Origin of the sequence: Paractinoplanes lichenicola (assembly GCF_016785085.1) — a bacterium.
Taxonomy (GTDB): Bacteria; Actinomycetota; Actinomycetes; order Mycobacteriales; family Micromonosporaceae; genus Actinoplanes; species Actinoplanes lichenicola.
The window spans coordinates 341,511-364,014 of sequence record NZ_JAENHO010000011.1 but is presented as its reverse complement, the minus strand read 5'-3'; the positions used below and the strand labels follow the sequence as shown (position 1 = coordinate 364,014).

Below are 22,504 nucleotides of genomic sequence, written 5' to 3'. Positions count from 1 at the left end.
CCCGATGGCTTGGTGACCGCACCACGGTAGGGCACGCCGCGGCTACTCGTAGGCCAAGTGCAGCATCATGCCCGCGCCGGCGTGGGGCAGGTTGTGGCAGTGGTTGGCCCACATGCCGGGGTTGTTCGCCTCGAACGCCACCTCCCACACCTCGCCGGGCCGCACGTCGAACGAGTCCAGCCACAGCGGGCTTCCGGTCGCCGGTTGGCCGTTGCGCGCAAGAACGAGCACATGGTGACCGTGCAGGTGCCACGGATGAACGACCAAGGAGCGGTTGACGATCGTGAACTTGACGATGTCGCCGCGCCGGACGAACTGCACGGGGATGTCCGGGTCGGCCGCGCCGTTGACCGTATGCGCGTATCGGGGCAGCAAACCGCGCAGGTCCAGTCCACGGTCGAGCACGAGCGTGAACGAGCGGTCGAACCGCGACCACGGCACGGGTTCAGCGGTGCCATAAGTGAGCGGATCGAACACCGGCCAGTGCGCGGTTTCGACCGGCTGCGCGCCCGTCGACCAAAGTTGGCGACCGTCGACATAGAGCACCGCGGGTGCCGTCGTCAGCACGTCGTACCGGCCGCCGGCCGGAATCAGCAGTGCCTGCTCGGAGAGTGGGGAGGGATGTCGGAGGTCCATCCCGTCGATCGCCGCGACGCGGAAAGGTGCGCCCGCGACGGCGTACCGGTGGGTTGTGCTGTCGGTGTTGATCAGGCGGAGCCGCACGGGGGAGCCGGGCGCGGCCGCGGTGACCGCCGGTGCGGGCAGGATCTGGCCCGACAGGGTATGCACCGGCACGATCACGTCGAGGCCGCTCACCGGGCGTGGACGAACGACGAGCACGCCGTAGAGCCCCATCCGGACGCCGACGTCGGAGGCCGAATGTGTGTGATACCAGTACGTGCCTGCCTGGTCCGCGCGGAACCGATAGACGAACTCCTGCCCCGGCAGCACCGCGGCCTGGGTCACGTCCGGCACCCCGTCCTGATCGTTCGGCACGTCGTAGCCGTGCCAGTGCAGGGTCACGCCCCGATCGATGTCGCGGTTGCGCAACTTCACCTCGATGACGTCGCCGACCGTGGCCGCGATCTCCGGGCCCGGCACCTGGCCGTTGAACGCCCATGCCTCGACCTTCTTGCCGCCGGCCTCGACCGTGGCGGTTCCGGCCGTGAGCGTGAACTGCCTGGCCGGCTCGCTCGCGGCCGGCTCGCTCACGGCCGGCCCGGCCACCGGCGCGTGCTGATGCTGCGGAGCCGGGGTCGCACCCGCTGACGCGGCCAGCCCGGTGCCGGCCACGAGCGCCGCGATCGCCACCACGACGGCCGCGCGCGACACGGTTGGTGATGGCCGGGGCCCGAGAACGCGCCACGTCACCGCGGTGGCTGCGGCAACTCCCGACACCGCGTACAGGGCCACCCCGCCCGACACCGGATAACCGTGCAGAACCGTTACGAGCACTGCGGCGGTTGATGCGTACCCGGCGAACAGAAGCGCGACGGATTCTGTCCGTTTGCGCAACAACGCAAGGGCGGCGACAGCCACTCCGGCTACCAGCAGCGGCCCGGCGATCAGCACCTTCTCCGCCGCGAACCACCACCCGTCCCGGCTGAGCGCAACGATCGTTATCGCGCGACCGATGGTGGCCGTTAGTGCGCAAGTGGCCAACCCCAGCGCGATCCGTCGCCGCCCGGCCGCCGCCACGGCACCGGCGGCGAGCCACCCCGCGGCGACCAGCACCGCGACGACGAGATCGGCCGCGAGCAGCGAACCGGTCGTCATGCGACATCCACGGACGGGGCAGCCGCCGACTCCCGCTCAACTGCGTTCGGTGACTGCGCAAGTTTGCGCGCTCCGCGCACTACGGCGACCACGATGTGCACGGCGACGATGCCGTTCACCGCGTGCAGGCCGCCGACGATCAGGCCCGCGACCGTGCTGCCGCCCGAGGCGTCGGTGAACGCGTTCGCGAGCATGGCCAGCAGGGCCTGCAGGATCGTCAGGCCCAGCGGCAGGATGCTCAGGCCGATCAGCCGGCCGGGGGCCTTGGCCAGATAGGCGAACAGCGTGGTGAGCAACGTGAGCAGCGGGATGACCGCCATGCCGGTGAGGCTGTGCAGGGCGTACGAGGAATCGGCCTGGGGCTTGGTGAAGGCGCCGACGGCGGCGAAGACGAACTGCAGGGCGAAGACGATCAGCAATGCGGTGCTGACGACGGCGAAGGCCTTGCGCATGATGACGGTCCTAACGGTGAGCCGGGTTCAGGGCCCGGGCTACGTGGGCGGTGGCGGTGATAGCGCCGAAGGCGACCAGCCGCACCAGATCGGCGTCGGCGGGGCGGGAGAGCTGCCACAGGCCCACGTCACCCCGGCTGATCGCGTGCGGGGCGAAGGCGGCCAGCAGGGCGATGCGGGTGCCCACCCGGTCGGCGGCGGGCAGCTCGCGCACCAGATCGGCCGCCCAATCGGCGGGACGCTCGGGGTGCCGGCCGTCCTCCCAGCGCACGGTGGCCACGACGGTCTCGCGGGCTGCCTCACCCAGCAGGGCGCCACCGCCCGCGGCCGCGTCGATCAGGGCCGCGTACGCCGTCCCGATGGGACTTCCGGCGGCCCAGGCCGGTGGTGACGGGGTCGTGGCGGGCAACAGCGCCAGGCTGCGGCCGGGATCTCTGGGGTCGCGGGTGGTCCGGGCGACGAGCCGTCCACCGGCTGAGCGCACGGCGGGGAAGCGCTGCAGGCCGCCGGGGAGCAGATCCGGAGTCAGCAGCGCGGACACGACCCGGTTGATGAAGTGGAACGCCAGCAGCGTGCCGGTCAGCTGGGGAGCGTACGGGCTGCTCCAGGTCTTTGCCCTTGGCGTGCGGCTGGCCGTGGCCCAGGCGGAGAGCTCGGCGTGCCGCAAGCCCGGTGGTGGGTCGCCGCGGGCGATCGTCTCGGCCAGATCGTGCTCGCCGAGGCCGTGCAACAACGTCACGTGAGCGTCCACACAGAACCGGCAGCGATTGGCCCGGGAGATGACGGCCGCGACCAGCTCGCGTTCGACCCGGCCGACCGGCGGATCGGCGTCGGCGAGCAGCGATTCGCGCAGCAACGACCAGGTCGCGGCCATCAGTTCCGGCACCGCGGACAGAGCCTGGAACGTCGGCAGCGGGCCGATGAAGTCCTCGCGGAGCTGGCGGTTGACCTCGGCGGCCAGGCCGGTGGGCCGGGGCGGGGTGAAGAAGCGATACGTCATGGTCCGATGCTCGGGTGGCCGTGGCGCCGAGACGTCCCGCCGGCGCAGGCACCTGAGCACCGCCTGATACTGCGTTCGCAGTACGCCCTAACTACCGCGCTGAGGGGATGCCTGCCGGCGGGCCGCCGTCCTACAGTGCCAACGTGCGACTCGACCTGCCCTATCTCGCCGGCGGCCTCCTCCTGGGAGGGCTGCTGCTGGCCAACGCCGCCCTCGCGCCCGACTCGGGTCCGGTGGGGGCCGTCGGGGTGCTGCTGATCGTCGTCATGGCCGCGGGGGTGGCCGTCGGCAGGCGTTATCCGGTGCCCGCGCTCCTGGTCGTGACCGCCTCGATGCTCGCGCTCCACTTGCGAGTGCATGCGGGTGTGGCCGCCGCGTTCCCGGTGCTCGGCCTGGTCTATCTCACCGCCTGGCGGGGTCATCGCCTGCCCGCCGCCCTGACCAGCCTGGTGTTCCTCGGCGGCTTCCTCGCGCGCGACATCTCCGCGGCCCCTGCGGGGGAGGCCGCGCAGCAATTGGTCGAGCGCACGTCGCTGCTGCTGGGCTGGTTCGTGGCGGCCAACGTCGCGGGCGTGGTCGGTCGGCAGCGCCGGGCCTATCTCGAGCAGGTCGAGCAGCGAGCGGCCGAGGCGGAGCGCACCCGCGAGGAGGTGGCGCTGCGCCGGGCGGGGGAGGAGCGCCTGCGGATCGCCCGAGACCTGCACGACTCGCTCACGCACAGCATCTCGGTGATCAAGGTGCAGGCCGGGATAGCCGTGCATCTGGCCCGCAAGCGCGGCGAGGAGCCACCGGCCGCGCTGCTCGCGATCCAAGAGGCGGGCGGCGCGGCGATGCGGGAGCTGCGCGAGACACTCGAGGTGCTGCGCACTCCTTCCGATGTGGAGGGCATCGGGCTGGCGCTGGTGGAGGAGCTGGCCGAGCGGACCAGAGCGGCCGGTTTCCCCGTGAGCGTTGTGGTCGACGGGGATCCCGTCGAGTTGCCGGCCGAGGTCGACCAGGCGGGCTACCGCGTCGTGCAAGAGGCGCTGACCAACGTGGCCCGCCATGCCGGCCGGGCGGCCGCCGAGGTCCACATCGCTTACTCGTCCGAATCGTTGGCGGTCGCAGTCACGGACGACGGATTGGCGTCACCCGACTGCCCGGTGGCGCCGGGCGTGGGCCTGCGCGGCATGCGAGAGCGGGTCACCGGCCTCGGCGGCGCCCTGCAGGCAACTCCGCGCGATGGCGGCGGCTTCGCCGTGCGGGCAACATTCCCAATCGCCGGCGCAACCCTGGACGGCGCAACCCTGGACGGCGCAACCCTGGACGGCGCAACCCTGGACGGCGCAACCCTGGACGGCGCAACCCTGGACGGCGCAACCCTGGACGGCGCAACCCTGGACGGCGCAACGCTGGACGGCGCAACGCTGGACGGCGCAACGCTGGACGGCGGGACGCTGGGCGGGTCGGCGCATGGTCGCATTGCGAGAGGCAGCACCACGGCGGGTGGCGGATCGGCAGGCGGCTCCCCAGAGGGCAGCGGGGCGCTCAATAGCCCGGCGGCGGACAACACGGCGGATGGCGGTGCGGCGTCGGACAACGCGGCGGCGGGTGGCGCGGTGCGGGGTGGTGCGGGTCTGAGCGGGGCGGCGGGGGATGGGGCGGGTTGATCCGGGTTCTGCTGGTTGACGATCAGGCGCTGATGCGGGCCGGGTTCCGGGCGTTGCTCGAGGCCGAGGACGGTGTCGAGGTGGTGGGGGAGGCCGCCGACGGGGCCGATGCCGTGCGGCAATGCCGGGTGCTGCGGCCCGACGTCGTGTTGATGGACGTGCAGATGCCGGGGCTCGACGGGATCGAGGCCACCCGCCGCATCGCCGCCGAACCGGGGCTGGCCGGGGTGCGCGTGCTGATCCTGACCAACTACGGGCTCGACTCCTATGTGTTCGCCGCGCTGCGGGCCGGGGCCAGCGGGTTCCTGCTCAAGGACGCCGACCCGGGCGATCTGCTGCAGGCGATCGACGTGGTGGCCCGGGGCGACGCGCTGCTGGCGCCCGCGGTCACCCGCACGCTGATCAGCGAGTTCGTGACCGGGCCACCCCCGCCCGACCCCGCGGCCGGCCGCGATGTGCTGACCGGGCGCGAGCAGGAGATCGTCGAGCTGGTGGCCCGGGGCCTGACCAACGACGAGATCGCCACGCGCATGGTGATCAGCCCGCTGACGGCGAAGACGCACGTCAACCGGGCCATGACCAAACTGCACTGCCGCGACCGCGCCCAGCTGGTCGTCTGGGCCTACGAGTCGGGGCTCATCGCTCCCCGGCGGCGGTGACCGGCCGCGACAGCTTCGCGATGATCCGGTCGATCTCCTCGAGCACGTATGCGGCCAGCCGGCGCTGCGCGGCGATCGCCTCCGGGTCCTTCTCCTCCAGGTCGCCGAGCACCACGATGTTCTCGTCGTTGAGGGTCGCCGCGGGCGCGGTGTAGTTGAAGCTGCCCACGATCACGAGCTGCTCGTCGATCACCATCAGCTTGTGGTGCACCTTGCGCACACCGTTGCCGGGCGTGTTCTCGAACAGCTGCGCGCCTCGCTCCTTGAGCGGGATCGTGGCCGACCACGCCTGGCTGCCCTGCCCCCGATCGAGCACGCCGCGCACCGGAATCCCGGCCTTTAGCAGCCAGAACATGGTGTCGTCGATGCCTGACGACTGCGCGAAGGTGAACATGGCGAAGTCGACGCGATGCTCGGCTTTGAGCATCTGCTTCATGATTTCCATCTCGGGCCCCTGATGCGGCGCGAAGATGGGCTTGACCCGGATGCCGCCGAGCCGGAATTCGCGCGGCCGGGGCTCGCGCCGCTCCCGCAACTCGCCGAACGTGCCGCTGCGCAGACGCTCGAACTCGCGCAGATACAGGCTGGTGGCCGTCTGGCCGCGCAGGATCAGCAGATGGTTGAGGTTGTTGCCGCCGGACCGGCCGCCGACCGGGTTCTGGCCCGTGTCGGTGAGCGTGAAGTTGGTCGACCCGGTCAGCACGGCCGCGGTCGGCGCGCCCGGGTCCCGCACGATGAACTTCTGGTGGAAGATCTTCGGATTGAGGTCGGTGACCAGGTCGACGCCGGCCCGGAGCAGCGCCGAGTGGATGACCCGGTTGTTCTCGTTGTCGCCGCTGAGGCTCCACGGGTCGGCGATCGGCGGATCCTCGACCAGATAGTCACCCTCGAGAATGATCTGCACGCTGACCTTGCGCGCCTTGGCCGCCAGGATCGCCTCGGCGACCGCGCGCGAGTCAACCTCCTGCACGGCGATCAGCAACGTGTCGGTGGCACCGGCGATGAACTCCCGGATCACCGCGTCGAGATCGTCGGGCCCGCCGAGAACGGAGGGCCCCGCGTAGAACTCCACACTGCCCAGATCCACACCCATGCGGTCAGTGTGGCGGCCCCGGGCGAGCCGTGGTGTCGCCTGCCCGACGAGTTCATCCCTCCCAGTCGAGTTGATGCTCGGGGACGCCCACGCTGCGCCCGTAGGCGACCGCGGCCTCATACGTCGCGCGGTCGGCCGGGGCGTAGCGGAACACCTTGTGCGCGAACACCACCACGTGGTCGTCGCCGTCCTGAAGGTCGGCATACCAGCCGCCGTCGGGGGTCGAGGGTCTCGGCCAGGGCGGTGGCGACCGCGTCGGCGTCGTCGGCCGCGAAGTCGATGATCGTCCAGAACCGGGGCTGGCCCGGACCGGCCGAGTCGCCCACGTCGACCCGCAGCACCTTGACGATGCGCGTGTGCGGCGGCGCGAACTCGGCGCCGGGCCGCAGGCCCTCGGCGATCATGCGTCCGGTGACTGCCATGGATGTTCGCCTCCTTCGGCGGACGCTCTCGACCGGTGAGCCGATGCGCCCCTCGGGACTCGTCGCTCAAGCTAGTCCGGGGGTACGACACGTTCCGCCGGAGGAGTGGGTCGATGCGCGCGTTGCTCGTCACGGTCGTCGGCGGGGATCGCGGCCGGCCTCGTGCGGCGCGGCGACGGCCGTGGACTTGATCGCGGAACTGGCTAGAGTGCGAGAGAACGGGGAGGTCGGATGACTTTCGTGACGTCCAGTGCCATTTCGGCGATCGACGAGTCGTATCTGGAAAGGGCGGTGGCCCTCGCCTGGGACGCCCGCAAACGCGGGGACCATCCCTTCGGCGCCCTGCTCGTGGGGCCGGCCGGAAACGTGGCCGAGGCGATGAATTCGACGGTCACCCAGGCCGACCCGACCGGACATGCCGAGACCAATCTGGTCCGGGTGACCGGCAGCTGGGAATTGGCCGTGCTGAGCGAAAGCACCCTTTATACGAGCACCGAACCGTGCGCGATGTGCGCGGGTGCGATCTATTGGTCCGGAATCGGGCGGATGGTGTTCGCCTTCTCGTCCGACGAGCTCGGCGCGATGGTCGACGACGAGGACGGCGTGCCCCCGCTGCGGCTGTCGTCGCGGGAAGTCTTCGCTCGTGGCGGACGGCCGATTGTGATCGACGGGCCGGCCGCGCTCGCCAGTGCTGCTGACGTGCATAGAGGCTTCTGGAAATAGGCCCCCGGTCGGCCCACCAGGCCTGACCGGACGGGTGGTTTACGCGTCCCTATACTCCATGATCCTGTACGAAGGCTGTGTAATAGCGCGACCGTGGCGGAGGCCTCATCCATGTCTGCAAGTCCCGTCACAGCGGCGCCCGCTGTCCAGGAGAAGCCCCCGGCTCCGGCGTCGAACCGCAATCGCTACATCGACAGTCTGCGCGCACTGGCGATCGTCCGGGTGGTCGTCTACCACGCATTCGGCTGGGCCTGGCTGACGTATGTGCTGCCCGCGATGGGCGTCATGTTCGCCATCGCCGGTTCGCTCATGGCCGCGTCGCTCGCCAAGGGCGGTGCGCGCAAGGCCGTCTGGTCGCGCATCCGGCGGCTGCTGCCGGCGCTCTGGACGTTCGCCGCGGTGGCGCTGCCGTTGATGTTCTGGCACGGCTGGTCGACCAGCGACCCGGACCACCCGCTGCACAAGCTCAACCTGGTCTTCTGGCTGTTCCCGCTGGAGGACCCGCCGGGCAGCTCGTGGGGCGAGCCGTTCTGGGAGGTCCTCTGGTATCTCCGGGCCTACCTGATCTTCGTGCTGGTCTCGCCGATCCTGTACTTCGCGTACAAGAAGCTCGGCTGGGTCGTCGTGGCCGCGCCGCTGGCCGTGCTCGCCGTGTTGCACGTGACCGGTTTCCGCCTGCCCGACCCGATCGACGGCATCATGTGGGACTTCGTCACCTACGCCGCGTGCTGGATGGCCGGCTTCGCGCATCGCGACGGACGACTGCACCGGCTGCCGGTCGCGGTCTGGGTGGCGGTCACCGCGGTGATCGGTGGCATCGGCCTGTACTGGTTGTTCACGCACCCGACGGCGTGGGGCTTCGACCTCAACGAAGAGCCCATCGCCCGTACGCTGTGGTCTCTCGCCTTTGTGTTGATCGTGCTGCGCTTCCGTCCGACCATGGCCGTGCTCGACAAGGTGAAGTGGCTGTCCGAGTCGGTCCGGGTCATCAACGCGCGCGCCATCACGATCTACCTGTGGCACTTCCCGCTCATCACCGTCGGGGCGGCCGTGCTCGAGCACTACCAGGTGCCGTGGGCGACGTTCCAGTACATCGTCTGGATGCTCGTGCTCGAGACGGTCATGGTGCTCGGGGCGGTGCTCGTCTTCGGCTGGGTCGAGGACGTGTCGGCGAAGCGCAAGGCGTCGCTGTGGCCGCGGCTCGCCACTCCCGCGCTGGCCGGCGCGGGCGGTCCCGCCGTCCCGATCAACACCGAGATCAACCCCAGCCTCCGTACGGAGGCACCCCGGCAAGCTGTTCCCCAGGCCGGGCCCGCCCGCCCGGCGGGAGGCACGGTCTACGGCTCGTCGTCGGCCCGCGGTGCCGCCCGGGTCGAGGGATTCGACCCGGACCAGCCACCGCGGGCCGGCTGAACCCTCAGCCCTTGATGCCGTTGACCGGCGGCACGGTGAGAGTCCGCTTCTTCGCCGTGCCGCCGAGCACGATCTTGCGGACGGACGTGTTGTTCCCGGTGCTCCGCTCGCTCAGCTTGCCGGCCGGGTTCGCCTTGACCTGGATGTAGTAGGTGCCGTTGGGCAGCGACGTCACGTCGAACGACTGTCCCGGCCGATCCTGCGTGTAGGTGTCGCCGTTGCCGATGTCGAGCACTTCGCGCACGCCTACCGAGTTCTGCATGCCGCACGACGTCTCGAGATCGGTGTTGAACGGACGCCACTTCGCGAGCGGGATCGTGTAGTCGACCTGATCGGTGTTGGCCAGGCAGAACGCTTCCTTGCCGCTGCGCGCGACCTGCTTCTGGTCGGACTTGAGCAGGTTGTACTGCGCGAAGTCGGTGAAGTGCCAGTGGTTGTGCCCGGCGCGCGGGTCCCACTCCATCGTCCCGGCCGGCACGGCGCCGACCTGGTTGCCCTGGGCGTCGAAGAAGTACTGGTAGGCGTCCATCAGGCCCTGCCCGCTACGCCGGAAGCCGTCGACCAGCAGCGGCGAGTCGCCCGCGTTCCAGACCGTCGCGCCGAAGTTGACGTACCACTTGCTCTTGGCGCCCTTGCTGATCGAGATGCCCCAGGCGGGCAGCGAGCGCAGGTCGGGCCGCGGACCGCTCGCCGGCGCGGCCGCACGGGCGGTGGGCCGCTTCGCCGGCACCCGATATTCGGAGTGCGTCTCGGACACCTGCTGACCGTGCTGATGCGCGTTTGTGCGCGCTTCCTTCTCGACGGACCCCTTGACCACGGTCAAGTTGAGCGCGACGGTCGCGTCCTTGGCGGTCAGATTCAAGAGCTTCTGGTACGGGGGGTTGACGGTGACGCCGACCGAGTACTTCCCGGGCGGCAGGTCGAACGCCTTGCCATGAGTGGGCACATCGCTCGTCTTGGCGTTCCAGCCCGCCTGCACGCCCCACACCGTGCCGAGCGTGAACGGGTTCCCGGAGGGGCAGCCCATCGGGTACGGCGACTGGGCCGGCGCGTCGGGGCGGGTGCGCACCGAGTCGTACGAGTTGGGGCAGAAGTTCGTCCAGTAGCGCTTGACCACGGCGCCCTTGGCGTTCTTGATCGTCACCGTGGTGAACTGCTTGAGCGTGTAGAGGTCCGTGACGAGCGCCTTGGGCAGCGTCACGTTCCCCTTCTTCGTGACCAGGTGGGCCACGATCGGATCCGCGTACGACTTCCGGCTCGCCCTGATCTCGAGCGGCTCCTGACCTGCGATGATGTTGAGACCGAGGTCGAGGTCGACCGCGAAGCCGTCCCCGTTGTCGTACCGTTCGGCCTTGATGTTCTTGCCCGCCGACACCAGCTTGACGCCGTCGTTGGTGGCCGCGTCGGCCACCTGGATCCCGGCGAACGCCAGCGCCGCCGGCATGACTCCCGCGACGGCGGCGAGCCCCCACCTACGTGCCCGTCCCACAACAAACCCCCCAGTGCGCTCCGAATGGACGTTCGCCCATCGAAGCCGTAAGCCTGTGAGTCCGCTGTGAGCCGGTGAGCGAAGTCGGTCGAATCAGCCTCCCGTGTCCCGGATCCGACAGGAGGCCGATGCTCATACGTGCGCGAGGCTGTCATGATCTGACCGTGAGCAGCGATGAGTGGCAATCGGCCGGGCGTGCGTGGTCACCTTGGCGTTTCCTGCTCGCTTGCGTCGGCCTGGCCGTCCTGGCCTCCGCGCTGGGACTGATCGCCATCTGGCTGTTCTACTCCGCGGTGCTCGGCCGGTGGAACCTTCCGTCCGTGGTGTTCGCGGTCGTCTACCCGGTCACCTACACGGTCTTCTTCACGGGCTTCTCGTTCCTCGCGGCCCGCAAGCGGCCGCCGGTGCTGACCTTCGCGCCGGACCGCATCGAGCTGGCCGCCGCACGCTGCGACGGAGTCGTCGTGCCGTACGACGCGGTGACGCGCATCCGGATGCGCGCCTGGTGGCCGATCACAATGCTCGACGTGTTCGTCAGCGCGTCCGAAGGTGCGCGAATCGTGCCCGTCGACCGGGCCGGCCGGCGTGCACCCTGCAAGCGCCTTCGTGGCGAGCTGCGGTTCCGGATGCCGCTCGCCGGGCTGAACGAGCCGGCCATCCGCGCCGGGCTCTCACATCACACGTTCGGAGGTGGCGCATGGCGTTCGGAGGACGTGACTGTCCGGATTGCAAGCGACGGGTGAAGCAGCCGTTCCAGAAGACGGTGACGGGCCGCGAGGTTTGCCCGGACTGCGCGAACGCGCTCTTCATGGGCACCGCGGCCGGCGTCGCGACGGGCAACATCGGCTCCGGCTACGGCGTGCTGTCCATGCTCATGCGCAGGATCCGCCGCACCAAGCCCGACTGAGTCCGAACCGCCCTCCGTCGTCGCAGGTCACACCTTGCGCGAGGCTGCGTGAGCCGCCTCCTACCCTTACTGGCGCCTCCTACCCTTACCGGCTGCCCTCTTACCAGCTGCCCTCTTTTAACAGCTGCCCTCTTCTACCGGCCGCCCTTCGTTTCCCAGCTGCCCTCTTTCACCGGCCGCCCCCTTTCACCGGCCGCGTCGTGCTCGGCGGGACAGGGCGAAGGCGATCCCGGCCAGGAGCAGGGCCAGGACGGCGATCAGGCCGACCACCACGGTGATGTAGTCGAACGGTGGTGAGTCCTCGGCCGCGACCGTGCGAGGGCCGCCGCTGGGCGTCGGGGACGGCGCTTCGGCGGGTTGCTCCGACGTAACGGCGGGGCGGTCCGGGAGGGCGTACCGGAGGATCTGGGGTTTGGCCGCGGACTCGCCGGACGCTTCGGAGACGGTGAGCAGGGAGCGTCCGTCCGCGCTGTAGGTGATCGCCTCGCCCTGGGGCTCGTCCGGCAGCGGGATCTGGCGGGGCTGCCCGGTGGTCAGGGCCCGGATCACGTCGCCGTCGGGGACGTCGAACTCGAAGGCGTCGGCGTAGGTGCGCAGGACCACGTGGCGGCCGTCGGGTGAGGCGGCGGCGCCGGTGATCACGGCGCGGCCCAGGAACGAGAACGGGTTGCTCGTCGTGGTGGTGGGAAGGGTGACTTCGCCGGCCTTGCGCATCGGCGTGGTGGATTTGCGGCTCAGCGGGCCGGTCGGCACGTAGAGGCCGGCCGTTCCGCCCTCCTTCGACACGACGACGGGCGTGTTGCCGGCCGTCACCAGCATGGCCTCGGCGTCGCGGGCGCCGTCCGGGTACGACATGCGGAACAGGGCCGGGCTCTTCGCCCCGGGTCCCAGCTTCCAGACCGCGATCGAGCTGCGGCTGCCGCTGTTGTCCCCGATGTCGCCGACCCAGAGCGTGCCGTCGGTGCCGCGAGCCAGGTCCTCGGTGTCCCGCGGGCGCGACGGATATGACACCGTCCTCGTCACCTTGCAGGCCGCGTTCAGGAAGAAGACCTTCCGGCGTTCGGCGAAGTCGGAACCGTCGTTGACGACGACGTAGCCGGAGCCGACGGCCACCATTCCGGACAGCTCGTCGAGCCGCTCGTCACGCACGGTGCAGACCGTCGCCGCCTGCCGGCTGGAGGCGACGGCGGCAGGAGCGGGAACGGCGAGGAGCGGGACGGCCAGGACGGCAACTGTGAGGACGCGCACGATGACCGATTCAACCTCCTGGAACCAAACCGCTGGACCCGACTATGTCAGGGATCAACCACCGGGGGACAACCGCGACGGGCGGCGGGGCTGTTTCGTGAGGGCCCGCGGATTTAACATCCTGGACATGAACCGCCCGACTATCTACGACGTGGCGCGGGAGGCGGGGGTGGCCGCCTCCACCGTTTCGCGGGCCTACGCCCGGCCCGGCCGGGTCAACGCGGAGACCGCGCAGAAGATCTTCGAGGCGGCCGAGAAGCTGGGCTACCGGACGGGGGCGCAGGCCCGGCGGCCCGGCCCGGGGGTCGTGCGGAACGCGATCGCGCTGGTGGTCGCCGACGTGACCAACCCGTTCTACGGCGACATCATCAAGGGGGCGTACGAGGCGGCGCGCGAGGCCGGCTATCAGCTGATCCTGTCGCACACGAACGAGTCGCCGAAGGTGGAACGGCAGACCATCGAGCAGGAGCTGGCCCAGGTCGACGGGGTGGTGATCGCCAGTTCGCGGATGACCGACTCGGCGCTGCGGATGGTCGCCAAGCAGAAGGCCGTCGTGCTGCTCAACCGGATCATCCCGGAGGCGAACTGCGTGCTCAACGACGCCGAGCGGGGCATCCGGCGCGCGGTCGAGCATCTGGCGGCTCTCGGTCATGAGCGCATCACGTACGTGGCGGGGCCGGAGACGAGCTGGTCGGACGGCGTCCGGTGGCGGTCGTTGCGGCAGGCCGCGGCCGACCTCGGGCTGGAGGCGCGCAGGCTCGGACCTAACGAGCCGACGGTGCTGGCCGGGATCAGCGCGGCGCTGCGCGTGGCCGAGACGGACTCGACGGCCGTGCAGGCCTACAACGATCAGCTCGCGATCGGCATCGTCAAGGGGCTGAGCCGCCTCGGCGTAGCCGTTCCCGAGCAGGTCAGCGTGGTCGGCTTCGACAACATCATCTTCGACGAGCTGGTGGAGCCCCAGCTCACGACGATCGCGTCGCCGCTCTACCGGATGGGCTTCACGGGCATGCAGAACTGCATCGCGGTGGCCCAGGGCGCCCGGACGAGCGGCCGGCCCCTCGTGCTCCCGGTGCGGCTGGTGGTCCGCAAGTCGACCGCCCCACCCCGCGGCGCCACGGCTGTGCCCCGCCAACGCACGGCCCCGGGCAGCCGCCCACGCTGATACAGCCGCCCACGCCGGGACAGCCGTTCGAGTCAGGCAACCGCGCAGTCAGGGCAGGGCACCTCCGCGTGTCAGGCCGCCCGCGTCAGGGCTCCCGCAAGTCAGGGCAGCCCGGCCGTCTCAGCTCAGGCGGAAGAGGACCTCGCCGGCTCGGGGGACTACGAGTGCGTTCGGGTCGGTGGCGAACTCGGCGATGTCGATCGTGGCGGGGTCGCGGTAGCCGAGGTTGACCGCGCGGCACACGTCCTCGGGGATGCCGGTCGCCAAAGTGACATCAACGCGCAGTTTCTCGATGCCCGTTTGCGCGTCGTAGGTGCCCGCCCCGCGCAAGTGTGTCGAGTGCGCGAGCACTCCCCAGTGCACGTGTTTGAACGCGTCCCACTGCTTCACGAAGTAGTCGCGGCAGTGGTAGCCGATCTCGTGGATCTGCGGATGACTGGTGGCGATCTCGCGGATGTGCGGCGCGTACAGGATCACCTCGCCGCCGTCGGCGACGATCGGTTCGACCTTGTAGAAGCCTTTGGCGCCGGTCCAGATCTCGTCGTACATCTGTGGCACGAGCGACAGCACCCGCCGCCGGGGCCGGTCGAGATAGGTCACGTGGGTGGCCGCGCTGATCTCGGCCGCGCTCGACCACGACGAGATGCAGTCGCCGAACGAGATCGAGTGCAGGGCGCTGCTCTTGTCGCTGTCCGTGCCGTCCGGCGGCAGCTCGGCCGTGACCACGCAGAACGCGTACTTCTCGGCCGGGATGAGCGCGGCGCCGTCGTTGATCAGGGCCCGTACGGGGGTGAGCCCGGTCGTTCCGATGATCTCGGCGGACGTGATCAGCGCGCCCAGCCAGTGCGAGACGTCGATGATCTGCTGGCCGGCCACCCCGGGGAAGAAGTATTTGTTGCCGCCGGACATGCCGACCACCTCGTGCGGCAACACCGGCCCGACGACGATCGCGATGTCGTGCTCGACGACTGCGCGATTGAGCAGGACCGGCACGTCTCCGCTCATCCGCCCGCCGGACAGCTCGGCGATCCGCTCACTCGGGATTGTTCCAAGGTGAGCGAACGTCTCCGGCTTCCACCATTCGTGATTGATCACCTCGGTGTCCGGATAGACGCCGACGTGGGCCGCGAGGGCCTCGTCCGTCATCGCGCCGTGCGTGCCCAAGGCGATCAGGACGGTCAGCCGCGACACCCGGCCGTGCAGCGCGCGGTGCACGGCACTGACGAGCAACGGCAGCGGGCAGGTGCGGGTCGCGTCGGGCACGAGCACACACACGCTGCGCCCGTCCACGTCGAGCGGGCCGAGCTGTTCGAGGACGAAGGCCGTGACCTCCTCCTCGGTGAGCACCCGATCGGCGCCCCCGAGCCGCGCCGCCTGCCCCGCAACCGTCGAAGTCATGGCCTGGTCCCTTCGTCGCTCAGAATCGTTGCACGCCGAGGCCGGCCCCGCCGCTCGGTTGCGCGCGATAGCCAGCCGCGATGCTCGGTTGCGCGTTTTGTGCGGACGCGATGCTCGGTTGCGCGCCACGGACGACTATGCGCATTACTCGACAACCCTGCCCGCGAGTGCGCGCCTCGCCCAGGCGAACGACATCTCGTGCGATTCGAGCTTCGACTCGACCGACGGCTCGTCCACTTCAATCATGAAGTCGCCGTCGTAGCCGGCCGGGATGGCGTCGAGGACGGCCTCGAAGTCGACTACACCCAGGCCCGGCTCGGCCCACAGCCGCTTGGACGCGGTGGCCTCGCGGTACGACAGCGTCGAGCCTTCGAGATGGTCGGGGAAGACGTCCTTGATGTGGATGCCGCCCAGCCGGTCGGCGTAGCGCCGGATGAACGCGGCCAGCTCGATGCCGGCCCAGCGCAGGTGACCTGTGTCGGGGCCGAAACCGATCACCTCCGGGCCCAGCTCGTCGAGCAGCCGGGTGATCTCGTGCTCGGTCTCGAACACCCCGCCGATGTGCGAATGGTGCAGCGGCCGCAGCCCCTCGGCGGCCAGCGCCCGGCACACCTCGCCGCACATGTCGATCGCGCGGCTCAGCCTGCCCTCGTCGAGCTCGGCGCCGACGGCCGGACGCTCCAAACGCGCAGCAACGGCCATCGACGACACCATCGTACGGTCGAGACCGAGCGCGACCTGGTCGGCGGCGAACCGTTTGGCCTTCTCCACCTCGCCCTCCACCGTCACCGTGTCGTCGAACGGCGAGTTGAACAGGCTGAGCGACGGCGACAGGCCGTACCCGCCGATCCACGCGCGATAGTCGCCGGCGGTCATGCCCTCGGGGACGTCCGCCTTGACCGCGGTGAAGCCGATCGCGTGGAAGTCGGCGAACGCCTCGTCGAACACTTCCTTGGTCTTGCCCGCCGAGGCCCAGTAGGGGATGGGGTTGGCGGCGATCCGGCTCATGCGAGGGTCACCGGCTTCCCGGTTCGCGCGGATTCGTACGCGCCGGTGATCACCGCGATCGACTGACGGTTCGTCTCCAGGTCGACCCGGAGTTGCGCGTTTCCGTCCAGGGCGTCCAGGAAGTTGACGTATTGCAGGCGGTGCGCGTCCGACAGCATGCCCGGGTTGCTGCTCGCCGTGTCCGTCCCGCCGCCCGACACCACCTGCGTCTTGCCCATCAGCTTCTCCTCGATCGGCGCGCCGACCGGCGTGGAGTGGAAGAACGCCAGCTGGTCGTTGTCGATGACCGCCGAGCCCCGGTCGCCGTGCACCTGCAGCCGCGCGCTCAGCCCCGGATAGGCGGAAGTGGAAGCGTGCAGCACACCCAGCGCGCCCGACTCGAACCGCACAACTCCGGCCAGCACGTCCTCGACCTCGATGCGTTCGTGCGCGAGCGTGCCCGCGTAGGCGAACACCTCGACCGGCTTGCCGAGCGCGGCCACGAGCAGGTCGACCGTGTGCACGCCCTGGTTCATGAGCGCGCCGCCGCCGTCGAGCTCCCAGGTGCCGCGCCAGTCGCCGGAGTCGTAGTAGGACTGCCCACGCCACCAGTCGATGGCCGCGATCCCCGAGCTGACCCGTCCGAACTCGCCTGCCCTGATCGCGGCCAGCGTCTGCTCGGTGGACGGGTCGAACCGGTGCTGCGAGATGACGGTGACGAGCCGGCCCGCCTTGTCACGAGCGGCGATGATCTCGTCCGTACGGGCCACGGTTGTCTCGGCCGGCTTCTCGATGATGACGTGCTTGCCCGCGCCCAGCGCCTCGATCGCGACCGCCCCGTGCAGCCCGGTCGGCGTGCACACGACCACGACGTCGACCTGCTCGGCGGCCAGCGCGTCCTCGAGCGACCCGTACGGCCGCCCGCCGCGCTCGCCGGTGAGCGAACGCGCACGATCGAGCACCACGTCGACGACGGCGACCAGTTCGAGCCGGTCGGCGAGCTCGCTCATGACCCGGCCGTGGTGTTTTCCGATCACGCCCGCGCCGACCAGGGCCATCCTCGGAACACTCATGCGTACTCGATCTCCTCGGTGTCGAGCAGGCCGGTGAAGGCCCGCCAGGCGGTCGTGAACAGCTCGGGCCCGGAGAACCCGCCGGTGGTGTGGCCCGCGGCCAGGTGCGGCTCGAGCGAGAAGAACCCGTCGAACCCGTCGTGCCGCAGCGCCCGCAGGGTGGCGGCCACCTCGCCGTCGCCCTGCCCGGCCGGCACCACGGTCCCGTCGGCGAGCAGGGCGTCCTTGATCTGCACGTATTCGACGTGTGGCCGAAGTTGCGCGTATCCGTCCGTGTACGGCCGCACGCCGACCTGCACGAAGTTGGCCGGATCCCAGGCCAGCCGCAGGTACGGCGAGCCGACCGAGCGGATCAGGTCAAGGCAGCGGCTGGGCACGTCGCCGTAGATCTCCTTCTCGTTCTCGTGCAGCAGGATCAGGTCGGCGTCCTCGGCCACGCGCACAAGTGCGCGCATTCGATCGATCACTTCCGCGCGATGGGTGGCCGGGTCGTCGCCGGCGGGCATGAAGAACGAGAAGATGCGGATGTACGGGGCCTCGAGCAGCTTGGCCACCTCGGCGGCGTGCTTCATGCGCTCGAGATGCGGCGCGAAGTCGTCCGTGACGGCGATCTTGCCGATCGGCGACCCGATCGAGGACACCTTGAGCCCGTACGTGGAAAGGGTCTTTTTGATTGTGTCGAGCTGATCGGGGGAGAGGTCGAGAATGTTCACGTCCCAGGCGCTGCGCACCTCGACGTACTTCATGCCGAGCCCCGAGACGACCTCGCACTGCTCGGTGAAGTCGGGGGAGATCTCGTCGGAGAATCCGGAGAGAGTCCACATGGGCGGTGCCCTTCCTTGCAGCTCAGGTGTGCTGGCGGTAGATCTCGTCAAGCAGGTGCTGGCTCTTGAGCGCCTCCTCGAGTCCGATCCAGAACGGTCCGGGGTCGTTCAGGGATCGGTAGAAGTCGGCGATGAGCAGTTCGTGCGAGGCGCCCCAGTACGCGCGTCCGCCTCCCTCCGGGGCGAGCTCGGCGATCGTCTCGACCCGCCCGTCGGCGTACGCCACCGTCAGGTCGCCGCGGATGAGCAGCGTGCCCCGCTCGGCCGTGATCTCGATCGTGACCGGCGAGTCGACCGCGTTGGTCGTCGTGGCGAAGAAGACGCTGCGCGCGCCGCCCGCATGGTCGAGCACCAAATGCGCAGTGTCCTCCACGTCCCCGGACGCTCCGCCGTACTGCCCGGCGTGCCCGCGCACGGCGGTGACTTCCCCGAGCAGCCACTGCACGAGATCGAGCGTGTGGATGGCCTGGTTGATGAGCACGCCGCCGCCCGAGCGTTCGCGCACACCCCGCCAGGGTCGCGCAGCGTAGTAGGCTGCGTCCCGGTGCCACAGGACGGACGCTGAGGCACCCCGTACGCGGCCCATCTCGCCCGAGGTGAGCAGCTCGTGGACGGCCTGCGACGTCAGGTTGTAGCGGTTCTGCAGGCACACGCCGACCTTGAGCGCGGGGTGGTCCTTGGCCGCCGCCACGAGCAGGTCGGCCTGCTCGATCGTGTTCGCGACCGGCTTCTCGAGCAGAACGTGCACACCACGCTCGAGCGCGGCCAGCGCCACCGGCACGTGCTGGTCGTGCGGCGTGCAGATGTGGACGACGTCCGGGCGCACCTCGTCGAGCAGCGCGCGATAGTCGCCGCGCGAGTCGCACACCCCGACGAGCGGGGCGCCCAGCTTCTCGATCGCGGCGAGGTGCACCACGGAGACATCCCCGAGCCCGACGACGGCAACCCTCGGCGGAGCGATCACTTCACGCCGCCCGCGGTCAGGCCGCCGACCAGGTAGCGCTGGAACGCCAGATACAGCAGGACGACCGGGGCCGCGCAGATGAGCGAGGCGGCCATGATCTGCGAATAGACGGGAAGCGCGCCACCCTCCTGCGACGAGCCGACGATCTGCAGGGCGACGGCGGCGGTGTGCGTCTCCGGCCGGGTGAGCACCGAGGCGAACAGGACGTCGTTCCAGCCGAGCAGGAACGCGAAGATCCCGGACACCACGATCGCCGGCAGGCTGAGCGGGAAGATGATCCGCCACAGGATGACCAGCGTGGACGCGCCGTCGGTGCGCGCCGCCTCCTCCAGCTCGCGCGGCAGGCCGCGCAGATAGGTGACCATCACCCAGGTCGAGAAGGGCAGGGCGAACGTCAGGTACGCGATGAACAGGCCCCAGCGGGTGCCGATGACGGTGACGCCCAGATAGTTGCCGGCCGACGAGAACAGCACGAACACCGGCAGCAGCATCAGCGTGCCCGGAATGCTCTGCAAACCGACAAGACCGCGCAGGATCGTCAGCCGGCCGAAGAACGTGTAGCGGACCAGCACGTACGCGGTGGTGGTGCCGAGGACGGCCGACGCCACCGCGGTGAAAGCGCACACGATCAGGCTGTTCAGGATGCCCGTGGACAGGTCGGCGGTCGTCCAGATGCGGCTGTAGCTGTCCAGGCTCCACGAGCTCGGCCAGAACTCGCCCGACGCCACGCCGACGTCGCTGTTGAGCGAGGCGAGCACGATGTAGAGCACCGGAACGAGCACCAAGGCGACCAATACGGCCGTCAAAACGAACAACATCCAGCGGGGCAGCAGCCGGGTGGCCTCGGCCGAAGCGGAAGTGGTGCTCACTTGCGGCCTCCTTCCTCATGCACGTCCAGCCGCACGGCGCGCAGGTAGATGAACAGCGGAATCGCGATCAGGACCAGCGACAGCACCGCCATCGCCGCGCTGAGCCCGAACCGCAGGCTCTGGAAGCTGGTGACGTAGACGATCATCGGCATCACGTTGACGTCCTCCGGGGCGGGCGCCCCGAACAGCACGAACGGCAACGTGAAGTTGTTGATGTGGTTGAGCGTGGCCAGCAGGCAGGCGAGCAGTACCGGGCCGCGCAGGTAGGGCAGGATCACCCGGCGCAGCTTCGGCCACCAGGGCGCCCCGTCGACCGCCGACGCCTCGTGCACCTCGTGGTCGACCGACTGCAGGGCCGCGAGCGACATCAGGTAGATGAACGGCCAGGCCGCCCAGATCTCGACCAGGATCAGGGTCCAGTACGAGGTGGGGCCGCTGAGCCACAGCCCGCCGTCGATGCCCACCTTGGCCAGCCAGGCGTTGACGATGCCGTCCGGCTGCAGCATGGTGCGCCACACCGACGCGACGACGAACGACGGGAGGACGTACGGGATCAGGAAAACCGCCCGGACCAGGCCGCGGCCCCGATATTTGTTCTGCGTGACGAGCGCGGCCGCGATGCCGATCGGCACGGTCGCGATCGTCGAGATGACGGCGAACGAGACGCTGATCCAGATCGAGTTGAGCAGGCCCGAGCTGAACGACTCGACGTAGTTGTCCAGCCCGATGAACGGCGCCTCGACCCATCGGCGCAGCGTGTACTGGTCCAGGTCGATCATCGAGATCCACAGGGCCAGGATGAGCGGCAGAACGATGACCACGGTCATCAGCGCCCCGCCGGGGGTGAGGAGCCACAGCGGGCGCTGCTGCTCCGTCACCCCCTTCCGGCGTACGCGCTCGGTTGGCGTTTTCTGCTCGGGTGGCGCGAGGGTGGCCATTTACTTGGCCCTGTCCAGCGAGCTCTGCGCGGCCTTCTGCGCGTCGGCGATGCGCGAGTCGAGCTGTCCGGTGTTGATCGGACCCTTGGTCAGCTCGGGCAGGGTCTGCACGGCCACGTTCGTCAGCGCGAGCTGGATGTCGGCCCAGGCACCCGTGAACGGGGTCGCCACCGATTTCTTGGCCGCCTCGGTGACCGGCTCGAGCTGCGGGTCCGACGCGAGGGTCTGCAGGGCGGCCGCGTTGGCCGGCAGGTTGCCGAACTTCTTGTAGTAGTCGAGCTGCGCGTCCTGATCGGTGACCAGCTTGACGTACTCGAGGGCGAGGTCCTTGTTCTTCGAGTAGTCCGCGATCAGCAGGTTGTCACCGGAGAGGATGCTCGCGGCCTCGACGCCGTTGGCCGGCCGGCTGGTCGCGCCGGGCGGCACGGTCGGCAGCAGCGCGAACTTCCACTTGCCCTTGACCGCGCCCTGATCGAGCGAGTTCGTCGCGGTCGTCGTGGTGAGCAGGAAGTAGCCGGTCTTGCCCTTGGCGAACGCGGCCACGGCCTGCGGGTTCGTCCAGCCGACGGCGGCCGGGTCGACCACCTTGTCACTGGCCAGCCAGCCGAAGTACGTCTGGTACGCCTTCTGCACGGCCGGGTCCTGCAGCTTCGCGGTCTTGCCGTCGACCAGCGGGTTGCCGGCCTGCGTGGACATGCCCCAGACGAACTTCCACGGGTCGAAGTTGTCCTTGTAGGCGATCGCCAGGCCGTACTGGTCGCCCTTGGTCAGCTGCTTGGCGTGCGCGGTCAGCTCGTCCCACGTGGTCGCGGGCTTCTCGATGCCGGCCGCCTTGAGCAGGTCGGTGTTGTAGGCCATGACGAACGGGCGGCTGACCCACGGAATGCCGACCTGGTTCTGCTCGTCCGGGCCGGAGATGCCGAGCGTGGCCGGGTTGAACTTCTCCTTGCCGCCGATCTTCTGCCATTCCTCGTCGCCCATCTTGACGAAGGCGCCGGTCGAATAGGCCGTCGGGGTGAACGTGGTGCCGACCGCGTAGACGTCGGGCCCGGAACCCGACACCACCGAGGTCTGAATCTTGGTCAGCTCGTCGTTGGCGCTGGCAAAAGTCTCGAACTTCACCTCGGCGCCGGTCGCCGCCTTAAACTTTGCGCTGATGTCCTTCTGCCAGGCCTGGAACTCGTCGGGGTATTGGGTGTTCGCGCCGATCAGCACGTTGAGCGTCTTGCCGGCCCCGCCCTCGCCACCCTCGTCGTCGCCGCCGCACGCGGCCACACCCAGCGCCAAAGCCGTCACCGCGGCCAGCGCAGTCAACCGTTTCGCATTCATGAAAGTTGTCTCCTCTGAGCCGCTTGCGGTAGGGAGTGATCGGGGTCACTGTGTGTCTCCCGTTAACCGGAGCGCAATCAGTTGCCAGTTGTTGCCGCGACGTGCAGGCAACAATTGGCAACTGAT

At 69.5% G+C, this 22,504-nt stretch carries 22 protein-coding genes; 7 read left to right on the top strand and 15 right to left on the bottom strand.

From position 1 onward, the window contains the following. Window positions 1-42: 42 nt before the first annotated feature. Genes JKJ07_RS35450 through JKJ07_RS35440 form a run of 3 tightly spaced genes read right to left on the bottom strand, consistent with a single transcriptional unit; the run spans window position 43 to window position 3,228 of the window. On the bottom strand, window positions 43-1,776 hold the full coding sequence (locus tag JKJ07_RS35450; protein ID WP_202996311.1) for a multicopper oxidase family protein: 1,734 nt from the start codon (window positions 1,774-1,776) through the stop codon (window positions 43-45). After that, window positions 1,773-2,228, bottom strand: a complete 456-nt coding sequence (locus JKJ07_RS35445; RefSeq protein ID WP_236030404.1) for a DUF6220 domain-containing protein — start codon at window positions 2,226-2,228, stop codon at window positions 1,773-1,775. The genes JKJ07_RS35450 and JKJ07_RS35445 overlap by 4 nt, the downstream gene beginning before the upstream one ends. 10 nt (window positions 2,229-2,238) lie before the next feature. Continuing rightward, window positions 2,239-3,228: a carboxymuconolactone decarboxylase family protein gene (locus JKJ07_RS35440; RefSeq protein WP_202996310.1), complete on the bottom strand. Its 990-nt coding sequence runs from the start codon at window positions 3,226-3,228 to the stop codon at window positions 2,239-2,241. Between the two features lie 143 nt (window positions 3,229-3,371). On the opposite strand from JKJ07_RS35440, the gene JKJ07_RS35435 reads away from it, so the two are divergent. Together JKJ07_RS35435 and JKJ07_RS35430 are read left to right on the top strand one after the other, a co-directional pair. Then, a complete protein-coding gene (locus JKJ07_RS35435; RefSeq protein WP_202996309.1) occupies window positions 3,372-4,877 on the top strand; it encodes a histidine kinase in 1,506 nt (501 codons plus the stop codon). Beyond that, the gene (locus JKJ07_RS35430; RefSeq protein WP_202996308.1) at window positions 4,874-5,536 is read left to right on the top strand and encodes a response regulator; all 663 of its coding nucleotides are present in this window, start codon (window positions 4,874-4,876) and stop codon (window positions 5,534-5,536) included. The genes JKJ07_RS35435 and JKJ07_RS35430 overlap by 4 nt, the downstream gene beginning before the upstream one ends. On the opposite strand, the gene JKJ07_RS35425 is transcribed toward JKJ07_RS35430, so the two are convergent. Both JKJ07_RS35425 and JKJ07_RS35420 read right to left on the bottom strand, forming a co-directional pair. Next, window positions 5,514-6,629: a phospholipase D-like domain-containing protein gene (locus JKJ07_RS35425; RefSeq protein WP_202996307.1), complete on the bottom strand. Its 1,116-nt coding sequence runs from the start codon at window positions 6,627-6,629 to the stop codon at window positions 5,514-5,516. The two genes, JKJ07_RS35430 and JKJ07_RS35425, sit on opposite strands and share 23 nt — an antisense overlap. A 116-nt stretch (window positions 6,630-6,745) precedes the next feature. Further along, the gene (locus JKJ07_RS35420; protein ID WP_202996306.1) at window positions 6,746-7,051 is read right to left on the bottom strand and encodes a hypothetical protein; all 306 of its coding nucleotides are present in this window, start codon (window positions 7,049-7,051) and stop codon (window positions 6,746-6,748) included. Window positions 7,052-7,282: 231 nt separating this feature from the next. Between JKJ07_RS35420 and JKJ07_RS35415 the strand changes: the two genes are divergently transcribed. Both JKJ07_RS35415 and JKJ07_RS35410 read left to right on the top strand, forming a co-directional pair. Next, window positions 7,283-7,774 (top strand): nucleoside deaminase, encoded by a 492-nt coding sequence (locus tag JKJ07_RS35415; protein WP_202996305.1) that lies wholly within the window; start codon window positions 7,283-7,285, stop codon window positions 7,772-7,774. Window positions 7,775-7,885: 111 nt separating this feature from the next. Then, window positions 7,886-9,187 (top strand): acyltransferase family protein, encoded by a 1,302-nt coding sequence (locus JKJ07_RS35410; protein WP_202996304.1) that lies wholly within the window; start codon window positions 7,886-7,888, stop codon window positions 9,185-9,187. 4 nt (window positions 9,188-9,191) lie between these two features. Here JKJ07_RS35410 and JKJ07_RS35405 read toward each other — a convergent pair whose 3' ends face one another. Beyond that, window positions 9,192-10,631 carry a lysyl oxidase family protein gene (locus JKJ07_RS35405; protein WP_202996303.1) on the bottom strand — a complete coding sequence of 480 codons (1,440 nt, stop codon included), beginning with the start codon at window positions 10,629-10,631 and terminating at the stop codon, window positions 9,192-9,194. Between the two features lie 209 nt (window positions 10,632-10,840). On the opposite strand from JKJ07_RS35405, the gene JKJ07_RS35400 reads away from it, so the two are divergent. Further along, complete coding sequence (locus JKJ07_RS35400) at window positions 10,841-11,419, top strand: hypothetical protein (RefSeq protein WP_202996302.1); 579 nt, start codon at window positions 10,841-10,843, stop codon at window positions 11,417-11,419. Beyond that, entirely contained in the window at window positions 11,416-11,583 is a 168-nt protein-coding gene (locus JKJ07_RS35395; RefSeq protein ID WP_236030403.1) for a hypothetical protein, read from the top strand. Before JKJ07_RS35400 ends, JKJ07_RS35395 begins: the two co-directional genes overlap by 4 nt. A 186-nt stretch (window positions 11,584-11,769) precedes the next feature. On the opposite strand, the gene JKJ07_RS35390 is transcribed toward JKJ07_RS35395, so the two are convergent. Continuing rightward, complete coding sequence (locus tag JKJ07_RS35390) at window positions 11,770-12,831, bottom strand: hypothetical protein (protein ID WP_307834572.1); 1,062 nt, start codon at window positions 12,829-12,831, stop codon at window positions 11,770-11,772. Window positions 12,832-12,958: 127 nt separating this feature from the next. On the opposite strand from JKJ07_RS35390, the gene JKJ07_RS35385 reads away from it, so the two are divergent. Continuing rightward, window positions 12,959-13,996, top strand: a complete 1,038-nt coding sequence (locus tag JKJ07_RS35385; RefSeq protein ID WP_202996300.1) for a LacI family DNA-binding transcriptional regulator — start codon at window positions 12,959-12,961, stop codon at window positions 13,994-13,996. 120 nt (window positions 13,997-14,116) lie between these two features. Here JKJ07_RS35385 and JKJ07_RS35380 read toward each other — a convergent pair whose 3' ends face one another. From JKJ07_RS35380 to JKJ07_RS35345, 8 genes are all read right to left on the bottom strand, one after another. Continuing rightward, a complete protein-coding gene (locus tag JKJ07_RS35380; RefSeq protein ID WP_202996299.1) occupies window positions 14,117-15,394 on the bottom strand; it encodes a lactate racemase domain-containing protein in 1,278 nt (425 codons plus the stop codon). Between the two features lie 144 nt (window positions 15,395-15,538). After that, window positions 15,539-16,402: a sugar phosphate isomerase/epimerase family protein gene (locus JKJ07_RS35375; RefSeq protein WP_202996298.1), complete on the bottom strand. Its 864-nt coding sequence runs from the start codon at window positions 16,400-16,402 to the stop codon at window positions 15,539-15,541. Next, entirely contained in the window at window positions 16,399-17,454 is a 1,056-nt protein-coding gene (locus tag JKJ07_RS35370) for a Gfo/Idh/MocA family protein (RefSeq protein ID WP_202996297.1), read from the bottom strand. The genes JKJ07_RS35375 and JKJ07_RS35370 overlap by 4 nt, the downstream gene beginning before the upstream one ends. Then, window positions 17,451-18,278 (bottom strand): sugar phosphate isomerase/epimerase family protein, encoded by an 828-nt coding sequence (locus JKJ07_RS35365; protein WP_202996296.1) that lies wholly within the window; start codon window positions 18,276-18,278, stop codon window positions 17,451-17,453. The genes JKJ07_RS35370 and JKJ07_RS35365 overlap by 4 nt, the downstream gene beginning before the upstream one ends. Window positions 18,279-18,300: 22 nt before the next feature. Further along, window positions 18,301-19,194: a Gfo/Idh/MocA family protein gene (locus JKJ07_RS35360; RefSeq protein ID WP_307834571.1), complete on the bottom strand. Its 894-nt coding sequence runs from the start codon at window positions 19,192-19,194 to the stop codon at window positions 18,301-18,303. A gap of 44 nt (window positions 19,195-19,238) precedes the next feature. Next, entirely contained in the window at window positions 19,239-20,111 is an 873-nt protein-coding gene (locus JKJ07_RS35355; protein WP_307834570.1) for a carbohydrate ABC transporter permease, read from the bottom strand. Beyond that, window positions 20,108-20,989: a carbohydrate ABC transporter permease gene (locus JKJ07_RS35350; protein ID WP_307834569.1), complete on the bottom strand. Its 882-nt coding sequence runs from the start codon at window positions 20,987-20,989 to the stop codon at window positions 20,108-20,110. Before JKJ07_RS35350 ends, JKJ07_RS35355 begins: the two co-directional genes overlap by 4 nt. A 60-nt stretch (window positions 20,990-21,049) precedes the next feature. Next, window positions 21,050-22,378 (bottom strand): extracellular solute-binding protein, encoded by a 1,329-nt coding sequence (locus JKJ07_RS35345; protein ID WP_202996294.1) that lies wholly within the window; start codon window positions 22,376-22,378, stop codon window positions 21,050-21,052. Window positions 22,379-22,504 lie beyond the last annotated feature (126 nt).

Coding starts and splice junctions, on each gene's coding strand:
- JKJ07_RS35385 (WP_202996300.1), top strand. CDS start 12,959: ATGAACCGCCCGACTATCTACGACGTGGCGCGGGAGGCGGGGGTGGCC.
- JKJ07_RS35420 (WP_202996306.1), bottom strand. CDS start 7,051: ATGGCAGTCACCGGACGCATGATCGCCGAGGGCCTGCGGCCCGGCGCC.
- JKJ07_RS35445 (WP_236030404.1), bottom strand. CDS start 2,228: ATGCGCAAGGCCTTCGCCGTCGTCAGCACCGCATTGCTGATCGTCTTC.
- JKJ07_RS35415 (WP_202996305.1), top strand. CDS start 7,283: ATGACTTTCGTGACGTCCAGTGCCATTTCGGCGATCGACGAGTCGTAT.
- JKJ07_RS35380 (WP_202996299.1), bottom strand. CDS start 15,394: ATGACTTCGACGGTTGCGGGGCAGGCGGCGCGGCTCGGGGGCGCCGAT.
- JKJ07_RS35425 (WP_202996307.1), bottom strand. CDS start 6,629: ATGGGTGTGGATCTGGGCAGTGTGGAGTTCTACGCGGGGCCCTCCGTT.
- JKJ07_RS35410 (WP_202996304.1), top strand. CDS start 7,886: ATGTCTGCAAGTCCCGTCACAGCGGCGCCCGCTGTCCAGGAGAAGCCC.
- JKJ07_RS35345 (WP_202996294.1), bottom strand. CDS start 22,378: ATGAATGCGAAACGGTTGACTGCGCTGGCCGCGGTGACGGCTTTGGCG.
- JKJ07_RS35370 (WP_202996297.1), bottom strand. CDS start 17,454: ATGAGTGTTCCGAGGATGGCCCTGGTCGGCGCGGGCGTGATCGGAAAA.
- JKJ07_RS35450 (WP_202996311.1), bottom strand. CDS start 1,776: ATGACGACCGGTTCGCTGCTCGCGGCCGATCTCGTCGTCGCGGTGCTG.
- JKJ07_RS35440 (WP_202996310.1), bottom strand. CDS start 3,228: ATGACGTATCGCTTCTTCACCCCGCCCCGGCCCACCGGCCTGGCCGCC.
- JKJ07_RS35405 (WP_202996303.1), bottom strand. CDS start 10,631: ATGCCGGCGGCGCTGGCGTTCGCCGGGATCCAGGTGGCCGACGCGGCC.
- JKJ07_RS35365 (WP_202996296.1), bottom strand. CDS start 18,278: ATGTGGACTCTCTCCGGATTCTCCGACGAGATCTCCCCCGACTTCACC.
- JKJ07_RS35375 (WP_202996298.1), bottom strand. CDS start 16,402: ATGAGCCGGATCGCCGCCAACCCCATCCCCTACTGGGCCTCGGCGGGC.